The organism is Pseudomonas sp. NY15437 (assembly GCF_048068435.1).
In the GTDB taxonomy this organism is placed as follows: domain Bacteria; phylum Pseudomonadota; class Gammaproteobacteria; order Pseudomonadales; family Pseudomonadaceae; genus Pseudomonas; species Pseudomonas nitroreducens_B.
The window spans coordinates 227,425-251,028 of sequence record NZ_JBLUQC010000001.1; the positions used below are offsets into that span (position 1 = coordinate 227,425).

Below are 23,604 nucleotides of genomic sequence, written 5' to 3' on the forward strand. Positions count from 1 at the left end.
GCGACTCTGAACCCCAAGGAGCCCCAATGGACTTCGCGCTCGACCTGATTGCCAACGTCTCCCGCTGGTGCCGCGGCCATCTGTCCGACATCGCCCTGGCGATCATGGCCACGGTGCTGGTGCTGTTCGGCCCGGCGATCAACGCCTGGGTCCAGCAGCGCATCGGTAGCCTGAACTTCGTCTTCCGCACCCTGCTGTTCGTGCTGATCTGCGCCGTCGGCTACGGCCTGGCGATGGTCTTCGTCACCCCGTGGCTGGCCAAGGGGCTGGGTTATTTCAACAACTACACCCTGGCCCCCGTCCTGCTGCTAGTGTTCTTCGTGATTGGCATGATCGCCGACCGCAGCTGACCTGCGTTCCTCCGGCGGTTGGCCAGCAACCCGCCGGAGGGCACATGAAGCCGATCAAGCATCTCTACCTGCACTTCTCCGATGGCCAGCGCCTGGCGCTGCGCTTCCCGCAACAGAGCGACGACCCCGCCGAGGTGGCCCGCGGCATCCGCAAGCAGATGGAATCGCCGGTCATCAGCATCGAGGTGGACGGCGACCTGCTGATCATCCCGCGCACCAGCATCAAGTACCTGCAGATCAGCCCGGCGCCGATGCGCATGCCGGAGACCACGGTGCTGGGCGCCGAGCTGATCGAGTGACATGCGCTATCGAAACCGGGACGCCGCCGAGAAAGGAGCTTTTCGTAGCAGCGAGCTTGCTCGCGAACAGGCTCCCTGACCGCGCCGAGGTCGGGGCGGTTCGCGAGCAAGCTCGCTCCTACAGTCCCTCACCCCATCGTGCGGATAGACAAAGGCCGCCTCGCGGCGGCCTTTGCGGGGCTCAGTTACCCTCGCGGCGCAAGGCCTGCGGGGTGAAGTCGCGCGGGCCCAGCGGGGCCTTGAAGTCGTACATCGGCTCGTTGTTGTCCAGGCCGTCGACGAAATAGCGCGCCCCCTCGAAGTCGTACAGCGCCTCCAGGGTGCTGAGCACCATGGGCACGTCGTAGTAGTTGATCGGGTGCACTTCCTGGGCGCGGATCAGCTTGCCGTCGGCGTTGTAGATGTCCGAGGCGAGGATCTGCCAGCTGTCCTCATCCAGGTAGAACCGGCGCTTGGCGAACGGGTGGCTCATGCCCTTGCGCAGGGTCGCCTCGACCACCCAGACACGGTGCGGCTCGTAGCGCAGCAGCTCTGGATTGAGGGTCTTGGTCTTGAGGATATCCGCGTAGGGAATGCCCTTCTGATGCACCGCGTAGCTGTTGTACGGCACCAGCATCTCGCGCTTGCCCAGCAACTGCCACTCGTAGTGGTCCGGCGCGCCGTTGTAGACGTCCACGGTGTCGGCGGTGGCCAGGCCGTTGGTGTCCGGCTGCAGGGTGTCGTAGGCCAGGCTCGGCAGGCGGCGCACGCGGCGTTCGCCGCTGTTGAAGCGCCAGGCCTTGCGGATCGACAGCACCTGGTCGATGGTCTCCTGCACCACCAGCGCGGAGCCGGCGAGCTTGGCCGGGGCGACGATGTTGTACTTGTAGTAGAACAGCGTGTTGTTCAGGTCCTGCGGGGTCATGCCCTCGCGGCCGTAGTTGAAGTACACGTAGCGGTCGAGCTTGAGCAGGTTGTAGCTGCCGTTGGCGAGCACGGCGGCCTGGTTGGTCACCATGTGAATCTGCTCGCCCCGGTAGCGCATGATGTGGTTCCAGATGGCTTCCAGGCCGGTCCTGGGCATCGGGAACGGCACGCCGGCGGCGGCGCCCTGCACACCGTTGCCGTCGGCGATCAGCTCGGCGTTCTCGGCGTTGAGGCGGGTGGCGTCATAGATGCGCTGGGGCAGCGAGGCACTGCGGCGGCTGGGGAAGACGCGCAGGTAATAGTCGGGGTTTTCCTGCAGCAGCGCCTGGGTGCCTGGCGTGAGCAACGCCTGGTACTGCGCCAGGTTCCGGCTGTCGACCTTGTACTGCACAGCATCGGAGGCGTACGGATCGAGGTGGTGGGTGCCGGGCTGGTAGCCCGCCGGGGCGGTGGTGATGCCGCCGGTCCATGCGGGGATGGTGCCACTGGCGTTGCCGGCCATTTCCGCCCCCATCGGCGTCAGGTCGCGGCCCAGTCGAGCGGCCTGGGTGGCATCGACTTTCGCCTGCGCCGGCAGGGCCCACGCCCCCGCCATCAGCAGTACAGCAAGTTTCTTCAACACAGCAGACTCCTTTGCGACGGACTCCTGTCCGTCACTCTTATTTTCGTCCGCGGCGGTTGCCGCTTTTTATTCAGGAGGTGAGGGTGGCCCTGCGGGCCTGCCGGGTGGTCCCGGTCTATAGGGTGTTCATCCGTGAAAAAGGCCTGCGGTGCAGGCCTTTCTTGCAGATCAGTCGACGCGCTCGAACTTGAGGTCCCAGACACCATGGCCGAGCCGCTCCCCGCGGCGCTCGAACTTGGTGACCGGGCGCTCTGGCGGGCGCGGTACATAGGTATTGTCCGCCGACAGGTTGCGATAGCCGGGTGCGGCATTCATCACTTCCAGCATGTGTTCGGCGTACTGCTCCCAGTCGGTGGCCATGTGCAGCACGCCGCCGACCTTGAGTTTCTGCCGCACCAGCTCCGCCCAGGCCGGCTGAACGATGCGACGTTTGTGGTGGCGCGACTTGTGCCACGGGTCCGGGAAGAACAGCAGCAGACGGTCGAGGCTGGCATCGGCCACGCAATCGCGCAGCACTTCGATGGCATCGCAGCTGTAGACGCGAATGTTGGTGAGGCTCTGCGTGAGCATGCCGTTGAGCAACGCGCCCACCCCGGGACGGTGCACTTCCACGCCGATGAAATCCTGCTCCGGCGCGGCAGCGGCCATTTCCAGGGTGGCGTGGCCCATGCCGAAACCGATCTCGAAGGTACGCGGCGCCTGGCGGCCGAACACCTGGTCGAAATCCCGCAGGCCGTCGGCGAGCTCCAGGCCGAATTTCGGCCAACCCTGGTCGAGGCCGCGCTGCTGGCCTTCGGTCATGCGCCCGGCGCGCATCACGAAGCTCTTGATGGCGCGCATCGGACGATTATCGGCGTCGGGCTGGTTCTCGGGCTGATTCTCGGGCTGATTCTCGGGACTGTCACTCATGACTCAAACCTTGCGGGGTAAATGCACGCGCGGGCCGGCTGCCTTTGGCAAACCGGCCCGCGCGTCGGTGTCTATTAAATGCCTGCCAACGATCTCGCGAGCTAGCGCGGAACTAGGCGAAAAGTGGGGCGGGAGCGGAGTTTACACGCAGTAAATGAGCATCCCGAACCACTTTTCAACGACGTTCCGCCGACGCGCAGCAGATCGTTAGTTGATCAGGCCCGTCATCGGCGACGACGCGCTCGCATACAGCTTGCGCGGCATGCGGCCGGCCAGGTAGGCCAGGCGGCCCGCGACGATGGCGTGCTTCATGGCCTCGGCCATCATCACCGGGTTCTGCGCGTGGGCGATCGCGGTGTTCATCAGCACGGCCTCGCAGCCCAGCTCCATGGCGATGGTGGCGTCGGAGGCGGTGCCCACGCCGGCATCCACCAGCACCGGGACGCTGGCTTCCTCGAGGATGATGCGCAGGTTGTAGGGGTTGCAGATGCCCAGGCCCGAGCCGATCAGGCCGGCCAGCGGCATCACGGCGATGCAGCCGATCTCGGCCAGTTGGCGGGCGATGATCGGGTCGTCGCTGGTGTACACCATGACGTCGAAGCCGTCCTTGACCAGCACTTCGGCGGCCTTGAGGGTTTCCACGACGTTGGGGAACAGGGTCTTCTGGTCGGCCAGGACTTCCAGCTTGACCAGGTTGTGGCCATCGAGCAGCTCGCGGGCCAGGCGGCAGGTGCGCACGGCTTCGACCGCGTCGTAGCAGCCGGCGGTGTTCGGCAGGATGGTGTAGCGATCCGGCGGGATCACGTCCAGCAGGTTCGGCTCGCCCGGGTTCTGGCCAAGGTTGGTGCGGCGCACGGCAACGGTGACGATCTCGGCGCCCGAGGCCTCGATGGCGACGCGGGTCTCTTCGAGGTCCTTGTACTTGCCGGTGCCGACCAGCAGGCGCGAGTTGTAGGTGCGACCAGCCAGGGTGAAGGGCTTGTCGACCGGCAGGTGGGAGGAAGCTTGGCTCATCGGATCACTCCTGAAGGGAAGGCGGGCGGGGCCTGAAAGTCTGGGAGGCGGCTGCTAGCCGCCGCCGATGGCATGCACCACTTCCACCTGGTCGCCTTCGCTCAGGGCGGTGGCGGCGTGCTGGCTGCGCGGCACGATGTCCAGATTGAGCTCGACCGCGACACGCTTGCCGGTGAGGTCGAGACGCTCGAGCAGGTTGGCGACGGTGTGGCCGTCGGGCAGCTCGAAAGGTTCGCCGTTCAACTGAATACGCATGGACGGGACGGTCGTTGCTGGAGGGGGTCGGCATTCTAGCCCGATCACGGCGGATGACCAAGGTTCCGCGGCGCCGCACTCGGGCTTTTCTGACGTCCGGGTCAGCCCAGCTGGAAGGCCGCCACCAGCAGCAACGCCCAGCCGATCAGGAAGAACAGCCCGCCGATCGGCGTGATGATGCCGACGCCAAGCCCAGCCAGGGTCAACAGGTACAGGCTGCCGGAGAACAGCAGGATGCCGACGGTGAAGGCCCAGCCGGCGAGGCTGACCAGGGTGCCGCCGATGTGCGCCGAGAGCAGCGCCACGCCGAACAGCGCCAGGGCGTGCAGCATCTGGTAGTGCACGCCGGTCTGGAACACCGCCAGGTACTCGGGCGTGAGCTTGCTCTTCAGGCCGTGGGCGGCAAAGGCACCGAGGGCGACGCCGGTGAAGCCGAAGAACGCGGCGAGCATCAGGAAAGTACGCAGCATCGGAAAGCTCCAGACAGGTGAGTGCCGCTATAATGGCCCGCTCATCCGCCCCGGGCAAAGCCTCGCATGCGAAACCTGCTCCGCCGCCTGTTCAAGATCGCGCTCTGGTTCGTCGCCATCAGCGTGGCGCTGGTCATCGTCCTGCGCTGGGTGCCGCCGCCGGGCACCACGGTGATGGTGGAGCGCAAGGTCGAATCCTGGTTCAACGGCCAGCCCATCGATCTGCAGCGCAGCTGGCGCCCCTGGGAGGAATTGCCGGACAGCCTCAAGCTCGCGGTGATCGCCAGCGAGGACCAGAAGTTCGCCGAGCACCACGGCTTCGACGTGCCGGCGATCCAGAAGGCGCTGGCGCACAACGAGCAGGGCGGCAGGGTGCGCGGTGGCAGCACCATCAGCCAGCAGGTGGCGAAGAACGTCTTCCTCTGGACCGGCCGCAGCTGGGTGCGCAAGGGCTTCGAGGCCTGGTTCACCCTGCTGATCGAAACCTTCTGGTCCAAGCAGCGGATTCTCGAGGTGTACCTCAACAGCGTGGAATGGGATGCCGGCGTGTTCGGTGCCCAGGCCGCCGCCCAGCACCACTTCGGCGTCGATGCCAAGCGCCTGTCGCAGCAGCAGGCCAGCCTGCTGGCCGCCGTGCTGCCCAACCCGCGCAAGTGGAGCGCCGGCAAGCCCGGCCCCTACGTGCGCCAGCGCGCCGCGTGGATTCGCCAGCAGATGTGGCAGTTGGGTAGCGAGTATTTGCAGCGGCTGTGAGGGAGTGGCTTTGGCTCGGGAATGTCGGCGCTGGGCACTCCCTCTCCCCCGCCCGGCTGCGCGCCCCGCTCCGAAGGGAGAGGGGGCAGGTCTGCGCGGCGTCTGTTTAGCGTTCTCTCCTGTTGCTTCAGGAGTGCTCAGAACCTGAGGCTGGCACCGGACAGTCCCCTCGCCCTTCAGGGAGAGGGTTAGGGAGAGGGCATCGACTCGACGAGTCAGGGTGCCTCACCAGCCTTGAACGTATTGCGCGGCACCACCCGAACCCATTGCAACGTGCCGTCGCGGTGCAGCAGTGTCAGGCCCTTCTCCGGATAGACCCAGGCCTCGCCGCCATCCACCTGCAGGCGCAGGCGCGGGTCGCCCAGGCTCACAGCAAGACGACCGATCGCCAGATCCTGCTGGGGCGCCAGCGCCAGCTCCGACACCGGCTTGTTGCCCAGTTGCGCCATCAGTTCGGCACTCAGGGGCTGGTCCTTGCTGGACGGCTGCATGCCGGTGGCCTTGGCCAGGCTGGCGTGCTCGGCATCGCTCAAGGCCAGCTCTGCCTCCACATGCCAGAGCCCCTCCTCCGTGGCCAGCTTGCCGCGGTAATGCAGCTGCGGGCCATCCTGGCTCGCGGTCAGCCACAGCTCGCCGGGTTGCTGGCCCTGCAGGTCGTCGAGGGTGAGCGTGTCGTCGGCCAGCGGCTCGAAGACCTTTTCCTTCCAGTCGTTGAACCACTGCGGCGGCTTGGGCGGCGCGGAGGTGCGGGCGACCCAGGAGCCGAGGCCGAAGGCCAGCAGGGCGATGACCAGGAAGAACATCCCGTGGACGGGACGCAGGCGCGGCATGGGACTCTCCAGAGGCTGAATGCGGACAGAAAAAAACCGCACCAGGGTGCGGTTCGCGACTCGCAGGGCGCGTCGAAGCCAATCAGGCCTCGATGCGACCCTTGAGTTTGTTCATCGCGTTCTTTTCCAGCTGACGAATACGCTCGGCGGACACGTTGTACTTGGCCGCCAGATCGTGCAGGGTCGCCTTCTCCTCGGCCAGCCAGCGCTGGTAGAGGATGTCGCGGCTGCGCTCGTCCAGGCCTTCCAGCGCCTCGTGCAGGCTGGCGGTGGAGCTGTCGCTCCAGTCCGCTTCCTCCAGCTGGCGCGCCGGGTCGTAGCGATGGTCTTCCAGGTAATGCGCCGGGGACTGGTAGGCGCTCTCGTCGTCGGCATCCGCCGCCGGGTCGAAGGCCATGTCCTGCCCGGTGAGACGGCTTTCCATCTCGCGGACTTCGCGGGCCTCGACGCCGAGGGTTTCCGCGACACGGTGAACTTCGTCGTTGCTCAGCCAGGCCAGTTTCTTCTTCTGGCTGCGCAGGTTGAAGAACAGCTTGCGCTGCGCCTTGGTGGTCGCGACTTTCACGATCCGCCAGTTGCGCAGGATGAACTCATGGATCTCCGCCTTGATCCAGTGGACGGCGAACGACACCAGGCGCACACCCATTTCCGGGTTGAAGCGCTTCACGGCCTTCATCAGGCCGACGTTGCCTTCCTGGATCAGATCGGCCTGGGACAGGCCGTACCCGGAATAACTCCGGGCGATGTGCACGACGAAGCGCAGGTGCGCCAGAACCATTTGCCGTGCCGCTTCCAGATCTTGCTGATAGAAGAGGCGTTCGGCCAGTTCGCGCTCCTGCTCCGGCGTCAGCAGCGGAATGCTGTTCACCGAGTGCACGTAGGCTTCCAGGTTCGCACCGGGAGCCAGGGCATAGACAGGTTGCAGAGAAGTGGTCATGCGAATCCTCCGATTCACGAAACTCGCGCAGTGTAGCACTGCGAAATCTGACTGCAAGCGGGTGTAAAAGTTCCTTTACACCCGCCTAAGCCCCCGGAAAATCAGGGGGTTTCAGCGCGGCGCCAATTCGCGCAGGTGGCGTGCCACGGCCAGCCAGGCGCCGATCCAGCCTAGCAGCACGGCGCCGACAGTGAGCGACAGGCCATCGTCGATCGGTACGCCCGACAGGCCGAAATCACTGCCGTACAGCCCGGCCAGATTGACCACCGAGCTGTTCAGCCAGTCCAGGCCAAAGGCCAGCAGGGCCCAGGACAGGATGCCCGCACCGAGGCCGTACAGCGCGCCCATATAGAGGAAGGGACGACGCACGTAGCCATCGGTTCCACCCACCAGCTTGATGACCTCGATTTCGTTACGGCGATTTTCGATGTGCAGACGGATGGTATTGCCGATGACAAGCAGCAGGGTCAGGACCAGCAGGATGGTCAGGCCGAAGACGAAGCGGTCGCCCAGCTTGAGGATCGCCGACAGCCGCTCGACCCACACCAGGTCCAGCTGCGCCTGTTGTACACCGGGCAGCTCCGACAGCCGTTGACGCAGGGCATCCAGCTGGGCCTTGTCGATCTGCTTGGGCGTCACCGAGATCACGGCCGGCAGCGGGTTGTCAGGCAATTCCTTCAACGCTTCGCCGAGACCGGACTGTTCCTGCAACTCTTTCAGCGCATCGTCGCGGCTGATCAGTTGCGCCTCGATCACGTCGGGCATTTTCTCGATCTGCTCGCGCAGTTCCTGGCCCTGGGTCTCGCTGGCCTTGAGGTCGAGGAACAGGGATATCTGCGCGGCGCGCTGCCAGGAGCCGCCAAGGCGCTCGACATTGTTCAGCAGCAGCGACAGCCCCATGGGCAGGCTCAGCGTGATGCCCATCACCAGGCAGGTGAAGAAACTGCCGAAGGGGTGGCTGACCAGGCGGTGCAGGCTGTCCAGCAGGCTGGCGCGGTGGTTCTCCACGTAGGCCGCGAGGGACGCGCTGTGGTCCTGGTGTTCGTTGTCGTCGGGCCGCTCGCGCGTGCTGCGCTGCGGGGTGCCTTCTTCCTCGCCGCGAGGCAGGTCATTGGCGCTCATCAGGCGTTCTCCTCACGGTCGGCGATGATGCGGCCGCGCTGCAGGGTGATCATCCGGTGGCGCATACGCGCGATCAGCGCCAGGTCGTGGCTGGCGATCAGCACGGTGGTGCCCAGGCGATTGATGTCTTCGAACACGGACATGATTTCCGAGGCCAGGCGCGGGTCAAGGTTACCGGTGGGTTCGTCGGCGAGCAGCAGGGCCGGGCGGTGCACCACGGCGCGGGCGATGCCGACGCGCTGCTGCTGGCCGGTGGAGAGGTCGGAGGGCAGGTCTTCGGCCTTTTCCTTGAGGTTCACCCGGTCCAGCGCCGCTTCGACGCGGTAGGCGATGTCCGCCTTGGGCAGGCCGAGGATCTGCATCGGCAGGGCGACGTTGTCGAACACGCTGCGATCATTGAGCAGCTGGTGGTTCTGGAACACCACGCCGATCTGCCGGCGCAGGAAGGGAATCTGCGCGGTGGAGATGCGCGAAACGTCCTGCCCGCCGAGCAGCAACTTGCCGGTGGTGGGGCGCTCCATCGCCAGGATCAGCCGCAGCAGGGTGCTCTTGCCGGCGCCGGAGTGGCCAGTGACGAACATGATCTCGCCGCGGTGCACGCGGAACGAGATCTCGTGCAGGCCGACATGGCCGTTGGGGTAGCGCTTACCAACCTGCTCGAAACGGATCATGCGATTTCCCGGGTCTCGAAGAGGGCACGGACGAAGGCATCGGCTTCGAAGGTTCGAAGGTCGTCGATCCCTTCGCCGACACCGATGTAGCGGATCGGCAGGCCGAACTGCTTGGCCAGGGCGAAGATCACCCCGCCCTTGGCGGTGCCGTCCAGTTTGGTCAGGGCCAGGCCGGTCAGTTCCACGGCATTGTTGAACTGCTTGGCCTGGTTGATGGCGTTCTGCCCGGTGCCGGCGTCCAGCACCAGCAGGACTTCGTGGGGAGCCGTCTCGTCCAGCTTGCCGATCACCCGGCGCACCTTCTTCAGCTCTTCCATCAGGTTGTCCTTGGTGTGCAGGCGACCGGCGGTGTCGGCGATCAGCACGTCCACGCCACGGGCCTTGGCGGCCTGCACGGCGTCGAAGATCACCGAGGCGGAATCCGCGCCGGTGTGCTGGGCGATCACCGCGATGTTGTTGCGCTCGCCCCAGACCTGCAGTTGCTCGACGGCGGCGGCGCGGAAGGTGTCGCCGGCGGCCAGCATGACCTTCTTGCCATCCTGCTGCAGCTTCTTGGCCAGCTTGCCGATGGTGGTGGTCTTGCCCACGCCGTTCACGCCGACCACGAGGATCACGTAGGGCTGCTTGTCGCGGGTGATGGTCAGCGGCTGCTCGACCGGGCGCAGCAGGGTCGCCAGCTCTTCCTGCAGGGCCTTGTACAGCGCTTCGCTGTCGGCCAGTTCCTTGCGCGCCACGCGCTTGGTCAGGTTCTGCACGATGGTGGTGGTGGCCTCGACGCCGACGTCGGCGGTCAGCAGGCGGGTTTCGATCTCGTCGAGCAGGTCGTCGTCGATGGCCTTCTTGCCCAGGAACAGGCTGGCCATGCCCTCGCCCAGGCTGGCGCTGGTCTTCGACAGGCCCTGCTTGAGGCGCGCGAAGAAGCCCAGCTTGGCCGGTTCGCTGGCGGCAGGTTTGGCCTGCGGCTCGGGTTCCGCTGCGGGCGGCGCGGCAGGCTCGGGCTCAGGCTGGGCGATCACGACAGGCGCTTCGGCAACCGGCTCGGGCTGCACGGGCGCGGCAACGGGGGCCGGCGCGACCGGCGGGACGACCGGCTGCGGCGCCTCGGCAATGACCGGCTGCGCAACGGGTGGCGGCTCAGGTTGTGCGACGGGCTGCGGTGCGGGTTGAGGAACAGGCTGCGGCTCAGGTTGAGCAACAGGCTGCGCCGTTGGCTCGACCGGCACGCTGGCCGGGACCACATCGACTATCGGTTCGGGTGTGGGCTCGGGAGTCGGCTCGGCGCGCGGCGCCGCCGGCTCGGCCTGGGCGGCAGGAGCCTGCTCGGAAGCGACAGCCCGCTCGGCGGCGGCTGGCTGTTCGGCCTGCGGCGCGGCGTCGGCTACGGGCTGTTCCTCGGCCTGGGGCTTCTTGCGCCACCAGCCGAACAGACCCTTCTTCTCCCCGGCAGGCGGGGCCTTCTTGTCGTCGTTGGAACCAAACATGTAGGGATCGAATCTCTAGGGGACGCCACGGAAACAGGCAGCTAAAACGCCTCGAAACAGCTTTGAGAAGCCCTGAACGTGGCCGCCCGGAAAACGGATGGGTATCCTAGCATCTCCTCGCCCGCCGGGGTTAAGAGGCTGGCCGCCAGCCTGCATAGACCCCGCGGACAGCCCGAAAGGTTCAGTCCACGATGAAAACCCTTGCACGCCGTCACGCCGGCCTGCTGCTTGGTTCCCTGTTGCTGCCGCTGATGGCGAGCGCCGCAGAGCCACAGCCCACCCACGAATACACCCTGGATAACGGCCTGAAGGTCGTCGTCCGCGAGGACCACCGCGCCCCGGTGGTGGTCTCCCAGCTCTGGTACAAGGTCGGCTCCAGCTATGAGACGCCCGGCCTCACCGGCCTCTCCCACGCCCTGGAGCACATGATGTTCAAGGGCAGCCGCAAGCTCGGCCCCGGCGAGGCATCGCTGGTGCTGCGCGACCTTGGCGCGGAAGAGAACGCCTTCACAACTGACGACTACACCGCCTATTACCAGGTACTGGCCCGCGACCGCCTGCCGGTGGCGCTGGAGCTGGAAGCCGACCGCATGGCCCACCTCGCCCTGCCGGCCGACCAGTTCAAGAGCGAGATCGAGGTCATCAAGGAAGAACGCCGCCTGCGCACCGAGGACAAGCCCAGCGCGCTGGCCTTCGAGCGCTTCAAGGCCGCCGCGTACCCCGCCAGCGGTTACCGCACGCCGACCATCGGCTGGATGGCCGACCTGCAGCGCATGACCATCGACGACCTGCGCCACTGGTACCAGGCCTGGTACGCGCCGAACAACGCCACTCTGGTGGTGGTCGGCGACGTCACCGGCGACGAGGTGAAGGCCTTGGCGCAGAAGTACTTCGGCGAGATCCCCCGGCGCGACCTGCCCGCCGCGCGCAAACCGCTGGAGCTGGCCGAGCCGGGTGAACGTCGTCTCACACTGCACGTGCGCACCCAGCTGCCCAGCCTGATCATGGGCTTCAACGTGCCGACCCTGGGCAGCAGCGACGACGCCAAGTCGATCAACGCCCTGCGCCTGATCTCGGCGACCCTCGACGGCGGTTACAGCGCCCGGCTGTCGGCGCGCCTGGAACGTGGCGAGGAAATCGTCACCGGTGCCTCGGCGTCCTACGACGCCTTCTCCCGTGGCGACGGGCTGTTCTTCCTCTCCGCCACTCCGAACGTGCAGACCGGCAAGACCCTTGACCAGGTCGAGGCCGCGCTGTGGAAGCAACTGGAGGACCTGAAGCAGAACCCGCCCAGCCAGGAAGAACTGGAGCGCGTGCGCGCCCAGGTCATCGCCGGGCTGGTCTACGAGCGCGACTCCATCGCCGGCCAAGCCAGCACCATCGGCGAGCTGGAAAGCGTCGGCCTGGGCTGGCGCCTGGCGGACAAGGACCTGGAAGCCATCCAGGCGGTTACTGCCGACGACATCCAGCAAGCCGCCCGCACCTACTTCACCCGTTCCCGCCTGACCCTCGCCCAGGTCCTGCCGGAAGTCGCCACCGACAAGGAGCCGAGCCATGAGTGAACGCAATGGCCTGCGCTACGGCCTGGTCGGGCTGATCGTCATCGCGCTGATCGCCGGACTGGTGCTGTTCGTTTCCCGCCCTGCCGCCGACACCGCGGCAGCGGCGCCCGCCCCCACGCAACCGGCCCCCGCCGGGACGGCCGCGCCCACCGGTCTGCAATCGCTGGCCGAAGCCGCCGGCAAGGCACCCAGCCACCGCACATTGAACATCCAGCAATGGCAGACCGCCGAGGGCGCCCGCGTGCTCTTCGTCGAAGCCCATGAGCTGCCGATGTTCGACCTGCGCCTGACCTTCGCCGCCGGCAGCAGCCAGGACGGCGAGCACTTCGGCCTGGCCATGCTGACCAACGCCATGCTCAACGAAGGCGTGCCCGGCAAGGACACCAGTGCCATCGCCGCCGGCTTCGACGACCTGGGCGCCAACTTCGGCAACGGCTCCTACCGTGACATGGCGGTGGCCAGCCTGCGCAGCCTGAGCGAACCTGCCAAGCGCGATGCCGCGCTGGCGCTGTTCGACCAGGTGATCGGCCAGCCGACCTTCCCCGAGGAAGCCCTGGCGCGCATCAAGAACCAGATCATGGCCGGCTTCGAGTACCAGAAGCAGAACCCCGGCAAGCTGGCGGGGCTGGAGCTGTTCAAGCGGCTCTATGGTGACCATCCCTACGCCCATTCCAGTGACGGCAACGAGCAGTCGGTGCCGAAGATCACCGTAGCCCAGCTGCGCGCCTTCCACCAGAAGGCCTACGCCGCCGGCAACGTGGTCATCGCGCTGGTTGGCGACCTGACCCGCGCGCAGGCCGAAGCCATCGCCGCCAGCGTCTCCCGGGCCCTGCCCAAGGGCCCCGCCCTGCCGGCGCCGGGCGAGCCGCAGACACCCAAGGCCGGCATCACCCACATCGAGTTCCCGTCCAAGCAGACCCAGCTGATGCTGGCGCAACTGGGCATCACCCGTAACGACCCGGACTACGCCGCCCTCTACCTGGGCAACCAGATCCTCGGCGGCGGCGGCTTCGGCACCCGCCTGATGGACCAGGTGCGCGAGAAGCGCGGCCTGACCTACGGCGTGTACTCCGGCTTCACCGGCATGCAGTCACGCGGGCCGTTCACCATCGGCCTGCAGACCCGCGCCGAAATGAGCGAAGGCACCCTCAAGCTGGTCCAGGACATCGTCCGCGACTACCTCGACAAGGGCCCGACGCAGAAGGAACTGGACGACGCCAAGCGCGAGCTGGCCGGCAGCTTCCCACTGTCCACTGCGAGCAACGCCGACATCGTCGGCCAACTGGGCGCCATCAGCTTCTACAACCTGCCGCTGGATTACCTGGAAACCTTCCTCAGCCAGGTCCAGGGCCTGAGCGTGGAACAGGTGAAAGAGGCCATGCGCCGCCACCTCGACCCGGACGCCTTCGTCATCGTTACCGCCGGCCCCACCGTGCCGCAGCAACCGCTGCCGCCGCCCACCGACAAACCCGCCGCGCAGCCCGCCGGCGTACCGGAGCACTGATGAGCAAACGACCCGGCGGCGCCCCGCGCGCCGCACACAAGCCCCACGGCGGCCTGGGACAGCTGCGCATCATCGGCGGCGAGTGGCGCAGCCGGCGCTTCGCCTTCCCCGACGGCCCGGGCCTGCGCCCGACGCCGGACCGGGTGCGCGAAACCCTGTTCAACTGGCTGGCCGCCTACGTCCCCGGCGCCCGCGTGCTCGACCCCTTCGCCGGCAGCGGCGCGCTGTTCCTCGAGGCGCTGTCCCGCGGTGCCAGCGCGGGTCTTGCGCTGGACACCAACGGCGAAGCCGTGGCCGCCCTGCGCACCACCCTCGACACGCTCAAGTGCGGCAACGGCCAGCTGTTGATGACCGACTCGCTGCGCTACCTCGACGCCCCGGCCTCCCAGGTTTTCGACCTGGTCTTCCTCGACCCGCCGTTCCACCAGGACCTGCTGCAGAACACCTGCCGCCTGCTGGAAGAACGCGGCTGGCTGGCCAAGGACGCATGGATCTACACCGAAAGCGAAACCGTCCCCTCCAGCCTCGGCCTGCCCGGCAACTGGCGGCTGCACCGGGAGAAGACGGCAGGGTCAGTGCATTACGCGTTGTGGCAGCGGGAAGCACACTAAGGCAGGGAGCCGCTTTTGCCAGACATTGAACAAGGAAGAACGCCAATGAGCGAATCGACAGCTTTCACCTCCATCGCCATTTACCAATCCGTCGATGGAGAGAAAAAAGCCGAGGTTCGCCTGGAAAGCGACAGCGTCTGGCTGACTCAAAGGCAAATGGGCGAGGTGTTCGGCACCACCCCTGAAAACGTGCTCACCCACCTGCGCAATATCTACCGCGACGGCGAACTCGACGAGTTGGCAACTACTAAGGATTTCTTAGTAGTTCGAGAGGAAGGCGCGCGAAAAGTCCGCCGGCAGCTCAAACACTACAACCTCGACGCCATCATCTGTGTCGGCTACCGGGTCAACTCCCGCCAAGGCACTCATTTCCGCATCTGGGCGAACCAGGTGCTGAAGGACTATCTGGTCCAGGGCTACGCGCTCAATGAGCAGCGCCTTCAGACCCAGCGCGCGCGAATTCGCGAGCTGGAACGCACGCTGACGCTGTTCCAGGAGAACCTGATCGATCAGGCCAGTCTGCCGGAGGCAAAAGGCTTGGTCAGCGTGATCGCCGGCTACGCACGGACCTTCGTCCTGCTCCACCAGTTCGACAGCGAACGCCTGCCCAGCGAAGGCCTCGACGAAAACATCCGTTACGCTATCGAGCCGGAGGAGGCGAACGGCGCCATCGCCGCACTCAAGGCAGACCTGCTGGGCAGAGGCGAAGCGAGCGAACTGTTCGGCCGCCCGAAGGACGAGAGTTTTCTCGGCGTGCTGGGTAACGTCGCCCAATCCTTCGACGGCCAGTTCCTCTATCCGAGCATCGAAGAGCAAGCCGCCCACCTGCTGTACTTCGTGATCAAGAACCATCCCTTCACCGACGGCAACAAACGCATCGGGGCCTTCCTTTTCATTTGGTTCCTGCAGCGCAATCAGCAAGCACGACGGCGAACTGAAGATCAACGACAACGCCCTCGCAGCCATCGCCCTGCTCGTCGCACAAAGCGATCCAGCACAGAAGGAACTGATGATTCACCTGATTATGAACCTGATCAGGAGCTGACCCATGCGCAGCAGCGAACCTCACCCATAGCAAGGAACGGCTAAAGCATGCCCCCCACCCACCTCTCGATTCGCGAACAACTACTGGCGCTGGACGAACCCTGTTTCGAACAGCCCGCCAGTGACTGGGCCGGCGACATCGCCCTGCCCGGCGAGCTGGAGCGCTTCTACCGCGAAGTCGGCCCAAGCGACTGCACCCTGGATACCGCCGGCAACCCCTTCTTCATTCCGGCGCTGGCACGGCTGTGGCAACAGCAGGCCGGCTATCGCTGGCACGGCCTTACCGGCGAGCGCCTGGCAGGGTGGAGCGATGACTGGATCGTGGTGGCGGACCAGGGGGCCGACCCTTTCATCCTCGAATGCTCCAGCGGGCGCATCCTCTTCGACCAGCACGGCGGCCCCTGGGCGCCGGTGCCGATGTTCGACGATCTCTGGCAGATGACCGCCTGCCTCGCCACCTTCGCCCGCGTCTGGCGCGGCGCAGGGGAGGACATCTTCGCGGAGGATTACAGCGTCAATCCGGTCTACCGCCGCGAGCTGGTCGATCAACTGGCGCAGGTGCTGGGCGACGCCCGCCGCGCGGAAGGCCTGGCCGACGAATTTGGCTGGTGAGCCGGCTCAGATCGACTTGCCCACATCGACGGTGCTGGTGCGCACCAGCTCCACGCCATCGACCACCATCTTCCATTGGTTGCCGTCCTGGTAGGGCGGCTTCGATACCTTGAAGCGGGTGTCGAACGGGCCGAAGCCCACCGTGAAACCGTCCGATTCGTAACGCTTGATCGGCGCCTCGATGGACTTCGACGTGCTTCCGGACACGCGCTTGTAGGCGACTCGACCGTCGGCGGTGATCAGCAGGCTCATCTGCGGCGCCGTCCACAGGCCGACATACGACTGCTGCGCCTGGGGCACCGGTTCGCCGCAGGCGGCCAGCCAGAGCGCCAGGCTCAAGGCCGCGATTCTCTTCCACATCGTGCTCACTCCCTTTTCCGTGCATTGGCGATGCACAACACATCCATGGCGGGGCCGACTTGGCGTTACTATCACAGCTTGTCCGCCCCATTCGATCCGTGATGACTATACCCTCCCCGTTCAAACCCGCCTGGTGGCTGCCCGGCCCGCACCTGCAGACCCTCTACGGCTCGCTCCTGCGCAAGGCGCCCAGCCTGGAGCGCAGCCGCGAGCGCCTGTGGCTGGAGGACGGCGATTTCATCGACCTCGACTGGCACGGCCCGCACGAGGCGGACGCGCCGCTGGTGCTGGCGCTGCACGGGCTGACCGGCTCGTCGTCCTCGCACTACATCCTCGGCCTGCAGCAACAGCTGGCGGCGCAGGGCTGGGCCAGCGTGGCGCTGAACTGGCGTGGCTGCTCGGGCGAATCGAACCTGCTGCCGCGCGGCTATCACTCCGGCGTCAGCGAGGACCTGGCCTCGGTGGTCGCCCACGTCCGCGCCAAACGGCCAACGGCGCCGCTGTACGCGGTGGGCTATTCGCTGGGCGGCAACGTGCTGCTCAAGTACCTGGGCGAGTCCTCGGAGAACTGCCCCTTGAAAGGCGCGGTGGCGGTGTCGGTGCCCTTCCGCCTGGACCAATGCGCGGACCGCATCGGCATCGGCTTTTCCAGGGTCTACCAGGCGCACTTCATGCGGGAGCTGACGGCCTACGTGCAGACCAAGCGCCAGGCCTTCGCCAGTGCCGGCCACGCGGAAAACCTCGCCGCGCTGGAGCGCCTCGGGCCGCTGGATGGCATGCGCACCTTCTGGGACTTCGACGACCGGGTGACCGCGCCGCTGCACGGTTTCGCCGATGTCCACGATTACTACCGGCGCGCCTCCAGCCGCTATTACCTGGGCGGCATCCGCGTGCCGACGCTGATCATCCAGTCCAGCGACGACCCGTTCATCCATGAACGCAGCGTGCCGCAACGGGACGAACTGTCCGCCTCGACGCAGATGGAGCTGCTGCCCCATGGCGGCCACGTCGGCTTCATCGGTGGGTCGCCGACGCGCCCGGACTACTATCTGGAGCGCCGCATTCCGCAGTGGCTGCGCGAACGGCACGAGGCCTGACTGCCCTGGATCAGCCCCTGGGCATGGCGATGCGGCAGACTGGAACTGCACCCGGATGGAAACGCCAGGAAGGAGCGCCGCCATGCACGACACGCCGCTGACGATTCTGCACAACGAACCCTTGAGCGATGCCCGGTGCGCCGGTATCGCCGCGTTGTACCGCGCCGTGGGCTGGGGTTCGCCCGGCACCCTGGCGGAACTGCGCGACCTCTACGAATTCTCCAGCTACTTCCTGCTGGCCGTGGACGGCGAACAGGTGCTCGGCCTGCTGCGCGCGGAAAGCGAGACGGCGCAGACCACCTGGCTGGCGGAAATCGCCGTGCTGCCGGGCTTCCAGTCCCGCGGGATTGGCCTGGCGCTGATGGCGCGCTTTCTCGCCGACCACCCGAACCGCACCCTCTATACCGATGCCACCGAGGGCGTGGAGGCGTTCTTCCAGCGCCACGGCATCGCCCTGCGCCGGCCACGGGTGCCGGGGCCGCGCCAGGTGGATGCCTGACGGTTGGACGGGCGGTCGGCGGATATCGCTGGCGCGTTATGCGCCCTACGTCACTAGAGCCCCCTCACCCTAACCCTCTCCCATAGGAAGAGGGGACTGATCGGCGTCGGCTGCAACCAAAGCGTCAGCCGGCACAGACTGCCCCCTCTCCCCTTGGGAGAGGGCTGGGGTGAGGGCTCGAGAACCGCTCCGACGTCACCGCGCTTTACGCGGATCAGTCTTCCAGCGGCACGTACAGCCGGTCGAACACCGCCGCCACCGCCTCACGGAATGCCGGGGCGATGTGCCCGCTTTCCAGCGCCAGCACCTGGTAGATGCCACGGCGCATCAGCGCTTCGCTGAGGTCGCCGGCCACCTCGCGGGTGGTGCACAGGTAGCGCACCCAGGACGTGAGGATGATCCAGGCGTTCAGGGTCAGGGCTTCGAGCTGCGGCTCGTCCATCTGCAGGATGCCGGCGTCGACGAAGCCACGGTAGATCGCCTTGGCGTTGTCCATGGCGCGGCGGGCGAACGCGCGGTAGGCGGCGGCCAGCGCCGGGTCGGAGTCCAGCAGGTGCTCCAGGTCGCGGTGCAGGAAGCGGTAGTGCCACATCGCGGCGAGCAGCGCTTCCAGATAGAAGGTCTTGTCTTCCACCGTCAGCGCGCGGCCTTCGGGCAGGTGCAGGAACTGGTCGACGTGGCTTTCGTACTCGGCGAACAGCTGGGCGATGATCACCTGCTTGTTGCGGTAGTGGTAGTACAGGTTGCCCGGCGAGATGCCCAGGTGCGCGGCGATGTGGTTGGTGGTGACGCTGCGTTCACCCTGGGCGTTGAACAGCTCCAGGCTGGCCTGGGCGATGCGGTCACGGGTGTTGATGCGTGGTGCCATGCCAAAACTCGTCGAAGCGGATTGCGCGGACGCAAAGGTACACCGATTGCTACCGCCTGACACAACCCCGGGGCGCGCCCAACTTTTCGTTGGCTGGGCCTGGCGGCGCGGAAACGGCATGCTGATTGACACTCTAGAGCAATTGCTCTAAAAATCCAGCAACAGCATAAAAACGCGAAGCATCCGGCACGCCGGCGAGCTTCCCCACCCGCTTCCCGCCAGGAGCCCGTCATGGTTGCCGATATCGCCTACCTGCAGCAGACCCAGCAGCAGATCAGCCAGCTGGATACCCTTCTCGACCGCCAGCGCCAGGCCTACCGCGCTAACCCGATGCCCGAGGCCGGCCAGCGCATCCAGTGGCTGAAAAGCCTCGCCAACCTGCTGGTGACCGAGCAGAAGGCGATCATCGAGGCGATCAACCGCGACTTCAGCAACCGCTCCGCCGACGAGACCCTGCTCGCCGAGGTGCTGCCCAGCCTGCACGGCGTGCATTACGCGGCCAAGCGCGTGAAGAAGTGGATGAAGCCGTCCCGGCGCAGCGTCGGCATGCAGTTCATGCCGGCCTCGGCCAAGGTCATCTACCAGCCGCTGGGCGTGGTCGGCGTGATCGTGCCGTGGAACTACCCGCTGTTCCTCGCCATTGGCCCGCTGACCGGGGCGCTGGCCGCCGGCAACCGGGTGATGATCAAGATGAGCGAATCCACCCCCGCCAGCGCGCAGATGCTCAAGGACCTTCTGGGCAAGATCTTCCCGGAGGACCTGGTCGCCGTGGTGCAAGGTGAAGTGGACGTCGGCGTCGCCTTCTCCAAGCTGCCCTTCGACCACCTGCTGTTCACCGGCGCCACCAGCGTCGGCAAGCACGTGATGCGCGCCGCCGCCGAGAACCTCACGCCCGTCACCCTGGAGCTGGGCGGCAAGTCGCCGGCGATCGTCTCCGCCAGCGTGCCGATGAAGGACGCCGCCGAGCGCATTGCCTTCGGCAAGTCGCTCAACGCAGGGCAGACCTGCGTGGCGCCGGACTACGTGCTGGTGCCGCAGAACCGCGTCGACGAGTTCGTCGAGAGCTACCGCCAGGTGGTCCAGGGCTTCTTCCCGACCCTGGAGAACAACCCCGACTACACCGCCATCATCAACGAGCGCCAGCTGGCGCGCCTGAACGGCTATCTCGCCGATGCCCAGGCCCGCGGCGCCACCGTCGTGCCGCTGTTCCCGCAGGCGCAGGGCCGCCGTCTGCCGCAGGCGCTGGTGCTGAACGCGACCGACGAGATGAAGATCATGCAGGAGGAGATCTTCGGCCCGCTGCTGCCGGTGATCCCCTACCAGAGCCTCGACCAGGCGCTCAGCTACATCAACGAGCGCGACCGCCCGCTGGCGCTGTACTTCTTCGGCTACGACAAGCGCGAGCAGGACCACGTGCTGGCCCACACCCACTCGGGCGGCGTGTGCCTGAACGACACCCTGCTGCACGTCGCCCAGGACGACATGCCCTTCGGTGGCGTCGGCCCGTCCGGCATGGGCCATTACCACGGCCACGAAGGCTTCCTGACCTTCTCCAAGGCCAAGGGCGTGTTCAGCAAGCCGCGCTTCAACGCCGCGCGGGTGATCTACCCGCCCTACGGCAAGTCGCTGCAGAAGCTGGTCTACAAGCTGTTCATCCGCTGACCCACCCGTTCCTCACAGGTGCCATCCACATAGGTGACAGAACAAGAATGACAGACACCTCCCTGAACGCGCCGGGGCTTTCCCGGCGCGGCGTGCTCAAGATCGGCCTGCTGGGCGGGGCTTTCCTCGCCACGGCGGGCGTGACCGCCAGCCTGAGCGGCTGTTCGGCCAGCACCCCGGCCAACGGCTTCGCGGTGCTGCGCGATTCCGACATGCCCTTCCTGCGCGCGCTGATCCCGGTGATGCTGGCCGGCGCCGTGCCCGCCGAGCGCATGGCCGAGGCGGTCAAAGGCACCCTCTCAAGCCTGGACAGCAGCCTCAACCACCTCTCCCCGGAAATGCTCAAGCTCACCGTGCAGCTGTTCGACGTGCTCGCCCTGCCGATCACCCGTGGGCCGCTCACCGGCATCTGGGGCAGCTGGGACAACGCCAGCGCGGACGACGTGAAGCACTTCCTCTCGCGCTGGCAGAACAGCTCCATCTCCCTGCTGAAGATGGGCCACAGCTCGCTGCTGCAACTGGTGATGATGGCCTGGTATGGCCGCACGGAGTCCTGGGGCCATTGCGGCTACCCCGGCCCGCCGAAGATCTGATTTCGCCAGAACAACAAGAATTCGCCGAAAGAGAATCCCCATGCCTGTACCCGATCTGTTCGCCGAGGGCCTGGCCCGCGGCTGGAAAGTCCACAACGGCTCGCGCCTGGACAAGGACCTGACCCTGGAAGCCGACGTCGTCATCGTCGGCACCGGTGCCGGTGGCGGCACCACCGCCGAAGCCCTGAGCGCCGCCGGCTACAAGGTGCTGCTGGTGGAAGAAGGCCCGCTCAAGACCAGCAGCGACTTCAAGATGCAGGAATCCGACGCCTACCCCAGCCTGTACCAGGAAGGCATCGGCCGGATGAGCAAGGATGGCGCCATCACCATCCTCCAGGGCCGCGCCGTGGGTGGCACCACCCTGGTCAACTGGACCTCCAGCTTCCGCACCCCCGAGCCCACCCTGGAACACTGGGCCAAGGAACACGGCGTGAAGGGCCACAGCGTCGCCGAAATGGCGCCCTGGTTCGAGAAGATGGAGCAGCGCCTGGGCGTCGCGCCCTGGATCATGCCGCCCAACGCCAACAACGACGTGATCCGCAACGGCTGCGAGAAGCTCGGCCTGCACTGGAAGGTCATCCCGCGCAACGTCCGCGGCTGCTGGAACCTCGGCTACTGCGGGATGGGCTGCCCGACCAACGCCAAGCAGTCGATGCTGGTGACCACCATCCCGGCGACCCTCGACAAGGGCGGCGAACTGCTGTTCCTCGCCCGCGCCGACCGCCTGCTGCACGATGGCAGCAAGGTCAGCGGCCTGGAATGCTCGGCCATGGACGAGCGCTGCGTCGCCCCCACCGGCCGCAAGATCACCATCAAGGCGCGCCACTACGTGCTCTCCGGCGGCGGCATCAACACCCCGGCGATCCTCCTGCGCTCCAAGGCGCCGGACCCGAACGGCCGCGTCGGCCAGCGCACCTTCCTGCACGTGGTGAACTTCAGCGCGGCGACCTTCGACGAGGTGATCAACCCCTTCTACGGCGCGCCACAGTCGATCTACTCCGACCACTTCCAGTGGGACGACGGCGCCGCCGGGCGCATGTCCTACAAGCTGGAAGTCCCGCCGCTGCAACCGGCGCTCAGCGCCACCCTGCTCGGCCGCTTCGGCGAGGACAACGCGCTGCGCATGGAGCAGCTGCCGCACACCAACGTGATCCTGGCGCTGATGCGCGACGGCTTCCATCCCGACAGCGCGTCCGGCTCGGTCAGCCTGCGCGGCGACGACACCCCGGTGCTCGACTACCAGATGACCGACTACACCTGGGACGGCATCCGCCGCGCCTTCCACACCATGGCCGACATCCAGTTCGCCGCCGGGGCCAAGGCCGTGCTGCCGCTGCACGCCGACGCCGGTTATGTGAAGAGCGCCAAGGAGGCCCACGAACTGATCGACGGCCTGAGCCTGGAGCTGTACCGCACCCGCCTGGGCAGCGCCCACGTGATGGGCGGCTGCGCCATGGGCGAGGATCCCAAGCAGTCGGTGTGCGACAGCCTCGGCCGCCACCATCAGCTGGAGAACCTGTCGATCCACGACGGTTCGCTGTTCCCCACCAGCATCGGCGCCAACCCGCAGCTCTCGGTCTATGGCCTCACCGCGCAACTGGCCGATGCCCTGGGCAAGCGGCTCGGCAAGGCCTGACGCGCCATCCGGGCGCCATGCCGGCGCCCTACCAGACCGACGCGCCGAAGCTGAAGGTTCGGCGTAGGAGCGAGCTTGCTCGCGAACCGCTCACCGGCGATGTATCGGCGAGACGTTCTTCGCGAGCAAGCTCGCTCCTACAACGGGAAACCGGGAGAAACCGGGGAAACCGCACGCGCACGCTCTGGCACGGGCGCTGCGCGTGACTCACCGGTCTCCCGCCGGTTTTCGCAGGTAGTCCGTTCACGGAAGCACTACCAAGGTCGCTTGGCCCCACGGACATGCTGCGTTACCATCCGCCCGCTATTGCACCCCGCCTGCCAACAAGAGCCGACCAGGACGCCGCGATGAATCGAGTGTTGTACCCGGGTACCTTCGACCCCATCACCAAAGGCCATGCCGATCTGGTGGAACGCGCCTCGCGACTGTTCGACCAGGTGATCATTGCCGTCGCCGCCAGCCCCAAGAAGAACCCCCTGTTCCCGCTGGAACAGCGTGTGGAACTGGCCCGCCAGGTCACCTCGCACCTGCCCAACGTGGAAGTCGTCGGCTTCTCGACGCTGCTCGCCCATTTCGCCAAGGAACAGAACGCCAACATCCTGCTGCGCGGCCTGCGCGCGGTGTCGGACTTCGAGTACGAGTTCCAGCTGGCCAACATGAACCGCCAGCTCGCCCCCGACCTGGAAAGCATGTTCCTCACCCCGTCGGAGAAGTACTCCTTCATCTCCTCCACCCTGGTGCGCGAGATCGCGGCGCTGGGCGGCGACATCACCAAGTTCGTCCATCCCGCGGTGGCCAGCGCCCTGGCCGAGCGCTTCAAGCGCTAATCGCGCGCCACGAGCCGCCAAGGATGGCGGTTTGCGTCGGCTGACTCCCTGATTGCGTGCACTGCGCGCGCCGATACGGCACAATTTCACCCTTGTTGCTACCGATCGCC

At 66.5% G+C, this 23,604-nt stretch carries 26 protein-coding genes; 14 read left to right on the forward strand and 12 right to left on the reverse strand.

Translation table 11 applies throughout. The features are described 5' to 3' along the window. Positions 1-26: 26 nt before the first annotated feature. Together ACNFIA_RS01050 and ACNFIA_RS01055 are read left to right on the forward strand one after the other, a co-directional pair. Positions 27-350 (forward strand): DUF3392 domain-containing protein, encoded by a 324-nt coding sequence (locus ACNFIA_RS01050; protein ID WP_017520106.1) that lies wholly within the window; start codon positions 27-29, stop codon positions 348-350. Between the two features lie 44 nt (positions 351-394). Continuing rightward, positions 395-649: a hypothetical protein gene (locus ACNFIA_RS01055; RefSeq protein ID WP_017520105.1), complete on the forward strand. Its 255-nt coding sequence runs from the start codon at positions 395-397 to the stop codon at positions 647-649. A gap of 181 nt (positions 650-830) precedes the next feature. On the opposite strand, the gene ACNFIA_RS01060 is transcribed toward ACNFIA_RS01055, so the two are convergent. The 5 genes from ACNFIA_RS01060 to ACNFIA_RS01080 all read right to left on the reverse strand — a co-directional run bounded on the left by ACNFIA_RS01060 (position 831) and on the right by ACNFIA_RS01080 (position 4,825). Next, positions 831-2,177: a DUF1329 domain-containing protein gene (locus ACNFIA_RS01060; protein ID WP_416782575.1), complete on the reverse strand. Its 1,347-nt coding sequence runs from the start codon at positions 2,175-2,177 to the stop codon at positions 831-833. Positions 2,178-2,345: 168 nt separating this feature from the next. Continuing rightward, a complete protein-coding gene (gene trmB, locus ACNFIA_RS01065) occupies positions 2,346-3,017 on the reverse strand; it encodes a tRNA (guanosine(46)-N7)-methyltransferase TrmB (RefSeq protein ID WP_416782994.1) in 672 nt (223 codons plus the stop codon). A 276-nt stretch (positions 3,018-3,293) separates the two neighbouring features. Then, positions 3,294-4,100: a thiazole synthase gene (locus ACNFIA_RS01070; protein ID WP_259758772.1), complete on the reverse strand. Its 807-nt coding sequence runs from the start codon at positions 4,098-4,100 to the stop codon at positions 3,294-3,296. Positions 4,101-4,154: 54 nt separating this feature from the next. Continuing rightward, the gene (gene thiS / locus ACNFIA_RS01075; protein ID WP_205338666.1) at positions 4,155-4,355 is read right to left on the reverse strand and encodes a sulfur carrier protein ThiS; all 201 of its coding nucleotides are present in this window, start codon (positions 4,353-4,355) and stop codon (positions 4,155-4,157) included. Between the two features lie 101 nt (positions 4,356-4,456). Beyond that, the gene (locus ACNFIA_RS01080; protein WP_259758769.1) at positions 4,457-4,825 is read right to left on the reverse strand and encodes a DUF423 domain-containing protein; all 369 of its coding nucleotides are present in this window, start codon (positions 4,823-4,825) and stop codon (positions 4,457-4,459) included. A 66-nt stretch (positions 4,826-4,891) separates the two neighbouring features. Between ACNFIA_RS01080 and mtgA the strand changes: the two genes are divergently transcribed. Further along, complete coding sequence (gene mtgA / locus ACNFIA_RS01085) at positions 4,892-5,578, forward strand: monofunctional biosynthetic peptidoglycan transglycosylase (protein WP_416782576.1); 687 nt, start codon at positions 4,892-4,894, stop codon at positions 5,576-5,578. 215 nt (positions 5,579-5,793) lie between these two features. On the opposite strand, the gene ACNFIA_RS01090 is transcribed toward mtgA, so the two are convergent. The 5 genes from ACNFIA_RS01090 to ftsY form a co-directional block, all read right to left on the reverse strand. Beyond that, positions 5,794-6,408 carry a hypothetical protein gene (locus ACNFIA_RS01090; RefSeq protein ID WP_259758765.1) on the reverse strand — a complete coding sequence of 205 codons (615 nt, stop codon included), beginning with the start codon at positions 6,406-6,408 and terminating at the stop codon, positions 5,794-5,796. Between the two features lie 82 nt (positions 6,409-6,490). Next, complete coding sequence (gene rpoH, locus ACNFIA_RS01095; RefSeq protein WP_259758763.1) at positions 6,491-7,345, reverse strand: RNA polymerase sigma factor RpoH; 855 nt, start codon at positions 7,343-7,345, stop codon at positions 6,491-6,493. Between the two features lie 111 nt (positions 7,346-7,456). Beyond that, complete coding sequence (gene ftsX / locus ACNFIA_RS01100) at positions 7,457-8,467, reverse strand: permease-like cell division protein FtsX (RefSeq protein ID WP_416782577.1); 1,011 nt, start codon at positions 8,465-8,467, stop codon at positions 7,457-7,459. Then, positions 8,467-9,138, reverse strand: a complete 672-nt coding sequence (ftsE, locus tag ACNFIA_RS01105) for a cell division ATP-binding protein FtsE (protein WP_416782578.1) — start codon at positions 9,136-9,138, stop codon at positions 8,467-8,469. Before ftsE ends, ftsX begins: the two co-directional genes overlap by 1 nt. Further along, the gene (gene ftsY, locus ACNFIA_RS01110; protein WP_416782579.1) at positions 9,135-10,619 is read right to left on the reverse strand and encodes a signal recognition particle-docking protein FtsY; all 1,485 of its coding nucleotides are present in this window, start codon (positions 10,617-10,619) and stop codon (positions 9,135-9,137) included. The genes ftsE and ftsY overlap by 4 nt, the downstream gene beginning before the upstream one ends. A gap of 191 nt (positions 10,620-10,810) precedes the next feature. Here ftsY and ACNFIA_RS01115 point away from each other — a divergent pair, with 191 nt between their 5' ends. The 5 genes from ACNFIA_RS01115 to ACNFIA_RS01135 are packed head-to-tail and all read left to right on the forward strand — an operon-like array spanning position 10,811 to position 15,952. Continuing rightward, a complete protein-coding gene (locus ACNFIA_RS01115; protein WP_416782580.1) occupies positions 10,811-12,181 on the forward strand; it encodes a M16 family metallopeptidase in 1,371 nt (456 codons plus the stop codon). Beyond that, positions 12,174-13,685 carry a M16 family metallopeptidase gene (locus tag ACNFIA_RS01120; protein WP_416782581.1) on the forward strand — a complete coding sequence of 504 codons (1,512 nt, stop codon included), beginning with the start codon at positions 12,174-12,176 and terminating at the stop codon, positions 13,683-13,685. Before ACNFIA_RS01115 ends, ACNFIA_RS01120 begins: the two co-directional genes overlap by 8 nt. Further along, on the forward strand, positions 13,685-14,296 hold the full coding sequence (gene rsmD / locus ACNFIA_RS01125; protein WP_416782582.1) for a 16S rRNA (guanine(966)-N(2))-methyltransferase RsmD: 612 nt from the start codon (positions 13,685-13,687) through the stop codon (positions 14,294-14,296). Before ACNFIA_RS01120 ends, rsmD begins: the two co-directional genes overlap by 1 nt. Before the next feature lie 45 nt (positions 14,297-14,341). Continuing rightward, complete coding sequence (gene rhuM, locus ACNFIA_RS01130) at positions 14,342-15,385, forward strand: RhuM family protein (protein WP_416782583.1); 1,044 nt, start codon at positions 14,342-14,344, stop codon at positions 15,383-15,385. A gap of 3 nt (positions 15,386-15,388) precedes the next feature. Beyond that, positions 15,389-15,952: a hypothetical protein gene (locus ACNFIA_RS01135; protein WP_416782584.1), complete on the forward strand. Its 564-nt coding sequence runs from the start codon at positions 15,389-15,391 to the stop codon at positions 15,950-15,952. A gap of 6 nt (positions 15,953-15,958) precedes the next feature. On the opposite strand, the gene ACNFIA_RS01140 is transcribed toward ACNFIA_RS01135, so the two are convergent. Further along, on the reverse strand, positions 15,959-16,312 hold the full coding sequence (locus tag ACNFIA_RS01140; RefSeq protein WP_259758747.1) for a hypothetical protein: 354 nt from the start codon (positions 16,310-16,312) through the stop codon (positions 15,959-15,961). A 101-nt stretch (positions 16,313-16,413) separates the two neighbouring features. On the opposite strand from ACNFIA_RS01140, the gene ACNFIA_RS01145 reads away from it, so the two are divergent. Both ACNFIA_RS01145 and ACNFIA_RS01150 read left to right on the forward strand, forming a co-directional pair. After that, positions 16,414-17,409, forward strand: coding sequence for a hydrolase (locus ACNFIA_RS01145; RefSeq protein WP_416782585.1), 996 nt, complete (start codon positions 16,414-16,416; stop codon positions 17,407-17,409). An 82-nt stretch (positions 17,410-17,491) separates the two neighbouring features. Beyond that, the gene (locus tag ACNFIA_RS01150) at positions 17,492-17,908 is read left to right on the forward strand and encodes a GNAT family N-acetyltransferase (RefSeq protein ID WP_416782586.1); all 417 of its coding nucleotides are present in this window, start codon (positions 17,492-17,494) and stop codon (positions 17,906-17,908) included. Between the two features lie 214 nt (positions 17,909-18,122). Here ACNFIA_RS01150 and ACNFIA_RS01155 read toward each other — a convergent pair whose 3' ends face one another. Further along, the gene (locus ACNFIA_RS01155; RefSeq protein ID WP_416782587.1) at positions 18,123-18,776 is read right to left on the reverse strand and encodes a TetR/AcrR family transcriptional regulator; all 654 of its coding nucleotides are present in this window, start codon (positions 18,774-18,776) and stop codon (positions 18,123-18,125) included. 231 nt (positions 18,777-19,007) lie between these two features. On the opposite strand from ACNFIA_RS01155, the gene ACNFIA_RS01160 reads away from it, so the two are divergent. The 4 genes from ACNFIA_RS01160 (at position 19,008) to coaD (ending at position 23,494) form a co-directional block, all read left to right on the forward strand. Further along, on the forward strand, positions 19,008-20,438 hold the full coding sequence (locus tag ACNFIA_RS01160; RefSeq protein ID WP_416782588.1) for a coniferyl aldehyde dehydrogenase: 1,431 nt from the start codon (positions 19,008-19,010) through the stop codon (positions 20,436-20,438). 47 nt (positions 20,439-20,485) lie between these two features. Continuing rightward, positions 20,486-21,031, forward strand: a complete 546-nt coding sequence (locus ACNFIA_RS01165; RefSeq protein ID WP_259758738.1) for a twin-arginine translocation pathway signal protein — start codon at positions 20,486-20,488, stop codon at positions 21,029-21,031. Between the two features lie 40 nt (positions 21,032-21,071). Continuing rightward, positions 21,072-22,667, forward strand: a complete 1,596-nt coding sequence (locus tag ACNFIA_RS01170) for a GMC family oxidoreductase (protein WP_259758736.1) — start codon at positions 21,072-21,074, stop codon at positions 22,665-22,667. Positions 22,668-23,014: 347 nt separating this feature from the next. After that, on the forward strand, positions 23,015-23,494 hold the full coding sequence (gene coaD / locus ACNFIA_RS01175) for a pantetheine-phosphate adenylyltransferase (protein ID WP_024767001.1): 480 nt from the start codon (positions 23,015-23,017) through the stop codon (positions 23,492-23,494). Positions 23,495-23,604: the final 110 nt, after the last annotated feature.

What these genes read in the sequence shown, in the direction of transcription:
- ACNFIA_RS01050 (WP_017520106.1), top strand. Translation starts at nt 27, where the DNA reads ATGGACTTCGCGCTCGACCTGATTGCCAACGTCTCCCGCTGGTGCCGC.
- ACNFIA_RS01055 (WP_017520105.1), top strand. Translation starts at nt 395, where the DNA reads ATGAAGCCGATCAAGCATCTCTACCTGCACTTCTCCGATGGCCAGCGC.
- trmB (WP_416782994.1), bottom strand. Translation starts at nt 3,017, where the DNA reads ATGCGCGCCATCAAGAGCTTCGTGATGCGCGCCGGGCGCATGACCGAA.
- ACNFIA_RS01070 (WP_259758772.1), bottom strand. Translation starts at nt 4,100, where the DNA reads ATGAGCCAAGCTTCCTCCCACCTGCCGGTCGACAAGCCCTTCACCCTG.
- thiS (WP_205338666.1), bottom strand. Translation starts at nt 4,355, where the DNA reads ATGCGTATTCAGTTGAACGGCGAACCTTTCGAGCTGCCCGACGGCCAC.
- ACNFIA_RS01080 (WP_259758769.1), bottom strand. Translation starts at nt 4,825, where the DNA reads ATGCTGCGTACTTTCCTGATGCTCGCCGCGTTCTTCGGCTTCACCGGC.
- mtgA (WP_416782576.1), top strand. Translation starts at nt 4,892, where the DNA reads ATGCGAAACCTGCTCCGCCGCCTGTTCAAGATCGCGCTCTGGTTCGTC.
- ACNFIA_RS01090 (WP_259758765.1), bottom strand. Translation starts at nt 6,408, where the DNA reads ATGCCGCGCCTGCGTCCCGTCCACGGGATGTTCTTCCTGGTCATCGCC.
- rpoH (WP_259758763.1), bottom strand. Translation starts at nt 7,345, where the DNA reads ATGACCACTTCTCTGCAACCTGTCTATGCCCTGGCTCCCGGTGCGAAC.
- ftsX (WP_416782577.1), bottom strand. Translation starts at nt 8,467, where the DNA reads ATGAGCGCCAATGACCTGCCTCGCGGCGAGGAAGAAGGCACCCCGCAG.
- ftsE (WP_416782578.1), bottom strand. Translation starts at nt 9,138, where the DNA reads ATGATCCGTTTCGAGCAGGTTGGTAAGCGCTACCCCAACGGCCATGTC.
- ftsY (WP_416782579.1), bottom strand. Translation starts at nt 10,619, where the DNA reads ATGTTTGGTTCCAACGACGACAAGAAGGCCCCGCCTGCCGGGGAGAAG.
- ACNFIA_RS01115 (WP_416782580.1), top strand. Translation starts at nt 10,811, where the DNA reads ATGAAAACCCTTGCACGCCGTCACGCCGGCCTGCTGCTTGGTTCCCTG.
- ACNFIA_RS01120 (WP_416782581.1), top strand. Translation starts at nt 12,174, where the DNA reads ATGAGTGAACGCAATGGCCTGCGCTACGGCCTGGTCGGGCTGATCGTC.
- rsmD (WP_416782582.1), top strand. Translation starts at nt 13,685, where the DNA reads ATGAGCAAACGACCCGGCGGCGCCCCGCGCGCCGCACACAAGCCCCAC.
- rhuM (WP_416782583.1), top strand. Translation starts at nt 14,342, where the DNA reads ATGAGCGAATCGACAGCTTTCACCTCCATCGCCATTTACCAATCCGTC.
- ACNFIA_RS01135 (WP_416782584.1), top strand. Translation starts at nt 15,389, where the DNA reads ATGCCCCCCACCCACCTCTCGATTCGCGAACAACTACTGGCGCTGGAC.
- ACNFIA_RS01140 (WP_259758747.1), bottom strand. Translation starts at nt 16,312, where the DNA reads ATGTGGAAGAGAATCGCGGCCTTGAGCCTGGCGCTCTGGCTGGCCGCC.
- ACNFIA_RS01145 (WP_416782585.1), top strand. Translation starts at nt 16,414, where the DNA reads ATGACTATACCCTCCCCGTTCAAACCCGCCTGGTGGCTGCCCGGCCCG.
- ACNFIA_RS01150 (WP_416782586.1), top strand. Translation starts at nt 17,492, where the DNA reads ATGCACGACACGCCGCTGACGATTCTGCACAACGAACCCTTGAGCGAT.
- ACNFIA_RS01155 (WP_416782587.1), bottom strand. Translation starts at nt 18,776, where the DNA reads ATGGCACCACGCATCAACACCCGTGACCGCATCGCCCAGGCCAGCCTG.
- ACNFIA_RS01160 (WP_416782588.1), top strand. Translation starts at nt 19,008, where the DNA reads ATGGTTGCCGATATCGCCTACCTGCAGCAGACCCAGCAGCAGATCAGC.
- ACNFIA_RS01165 (WP_259758738.1), top strand. Translation starts at nt 20,486, where the DNA reads ATGACAGACACCTCCCTGAACGCGCCGGGGCTTTCCCGGCGCGGCGTG.
- ACNFIA_RS01170 (WP_259758736.1), top strand. Translation starts at nt 21,072, where the DNA reads ATGCCTGTACCCGATCTGTTCGCCGAGGGCCTGGCCCGCGGCTGGAAA.
- coaD (WP_024767001.1), top strand. Translation starts at nt 23,015, where the DNA reads ATGAATCGAGTGTTGTACCCGGGTACCTTCGACCCCATCACCAAAGGC.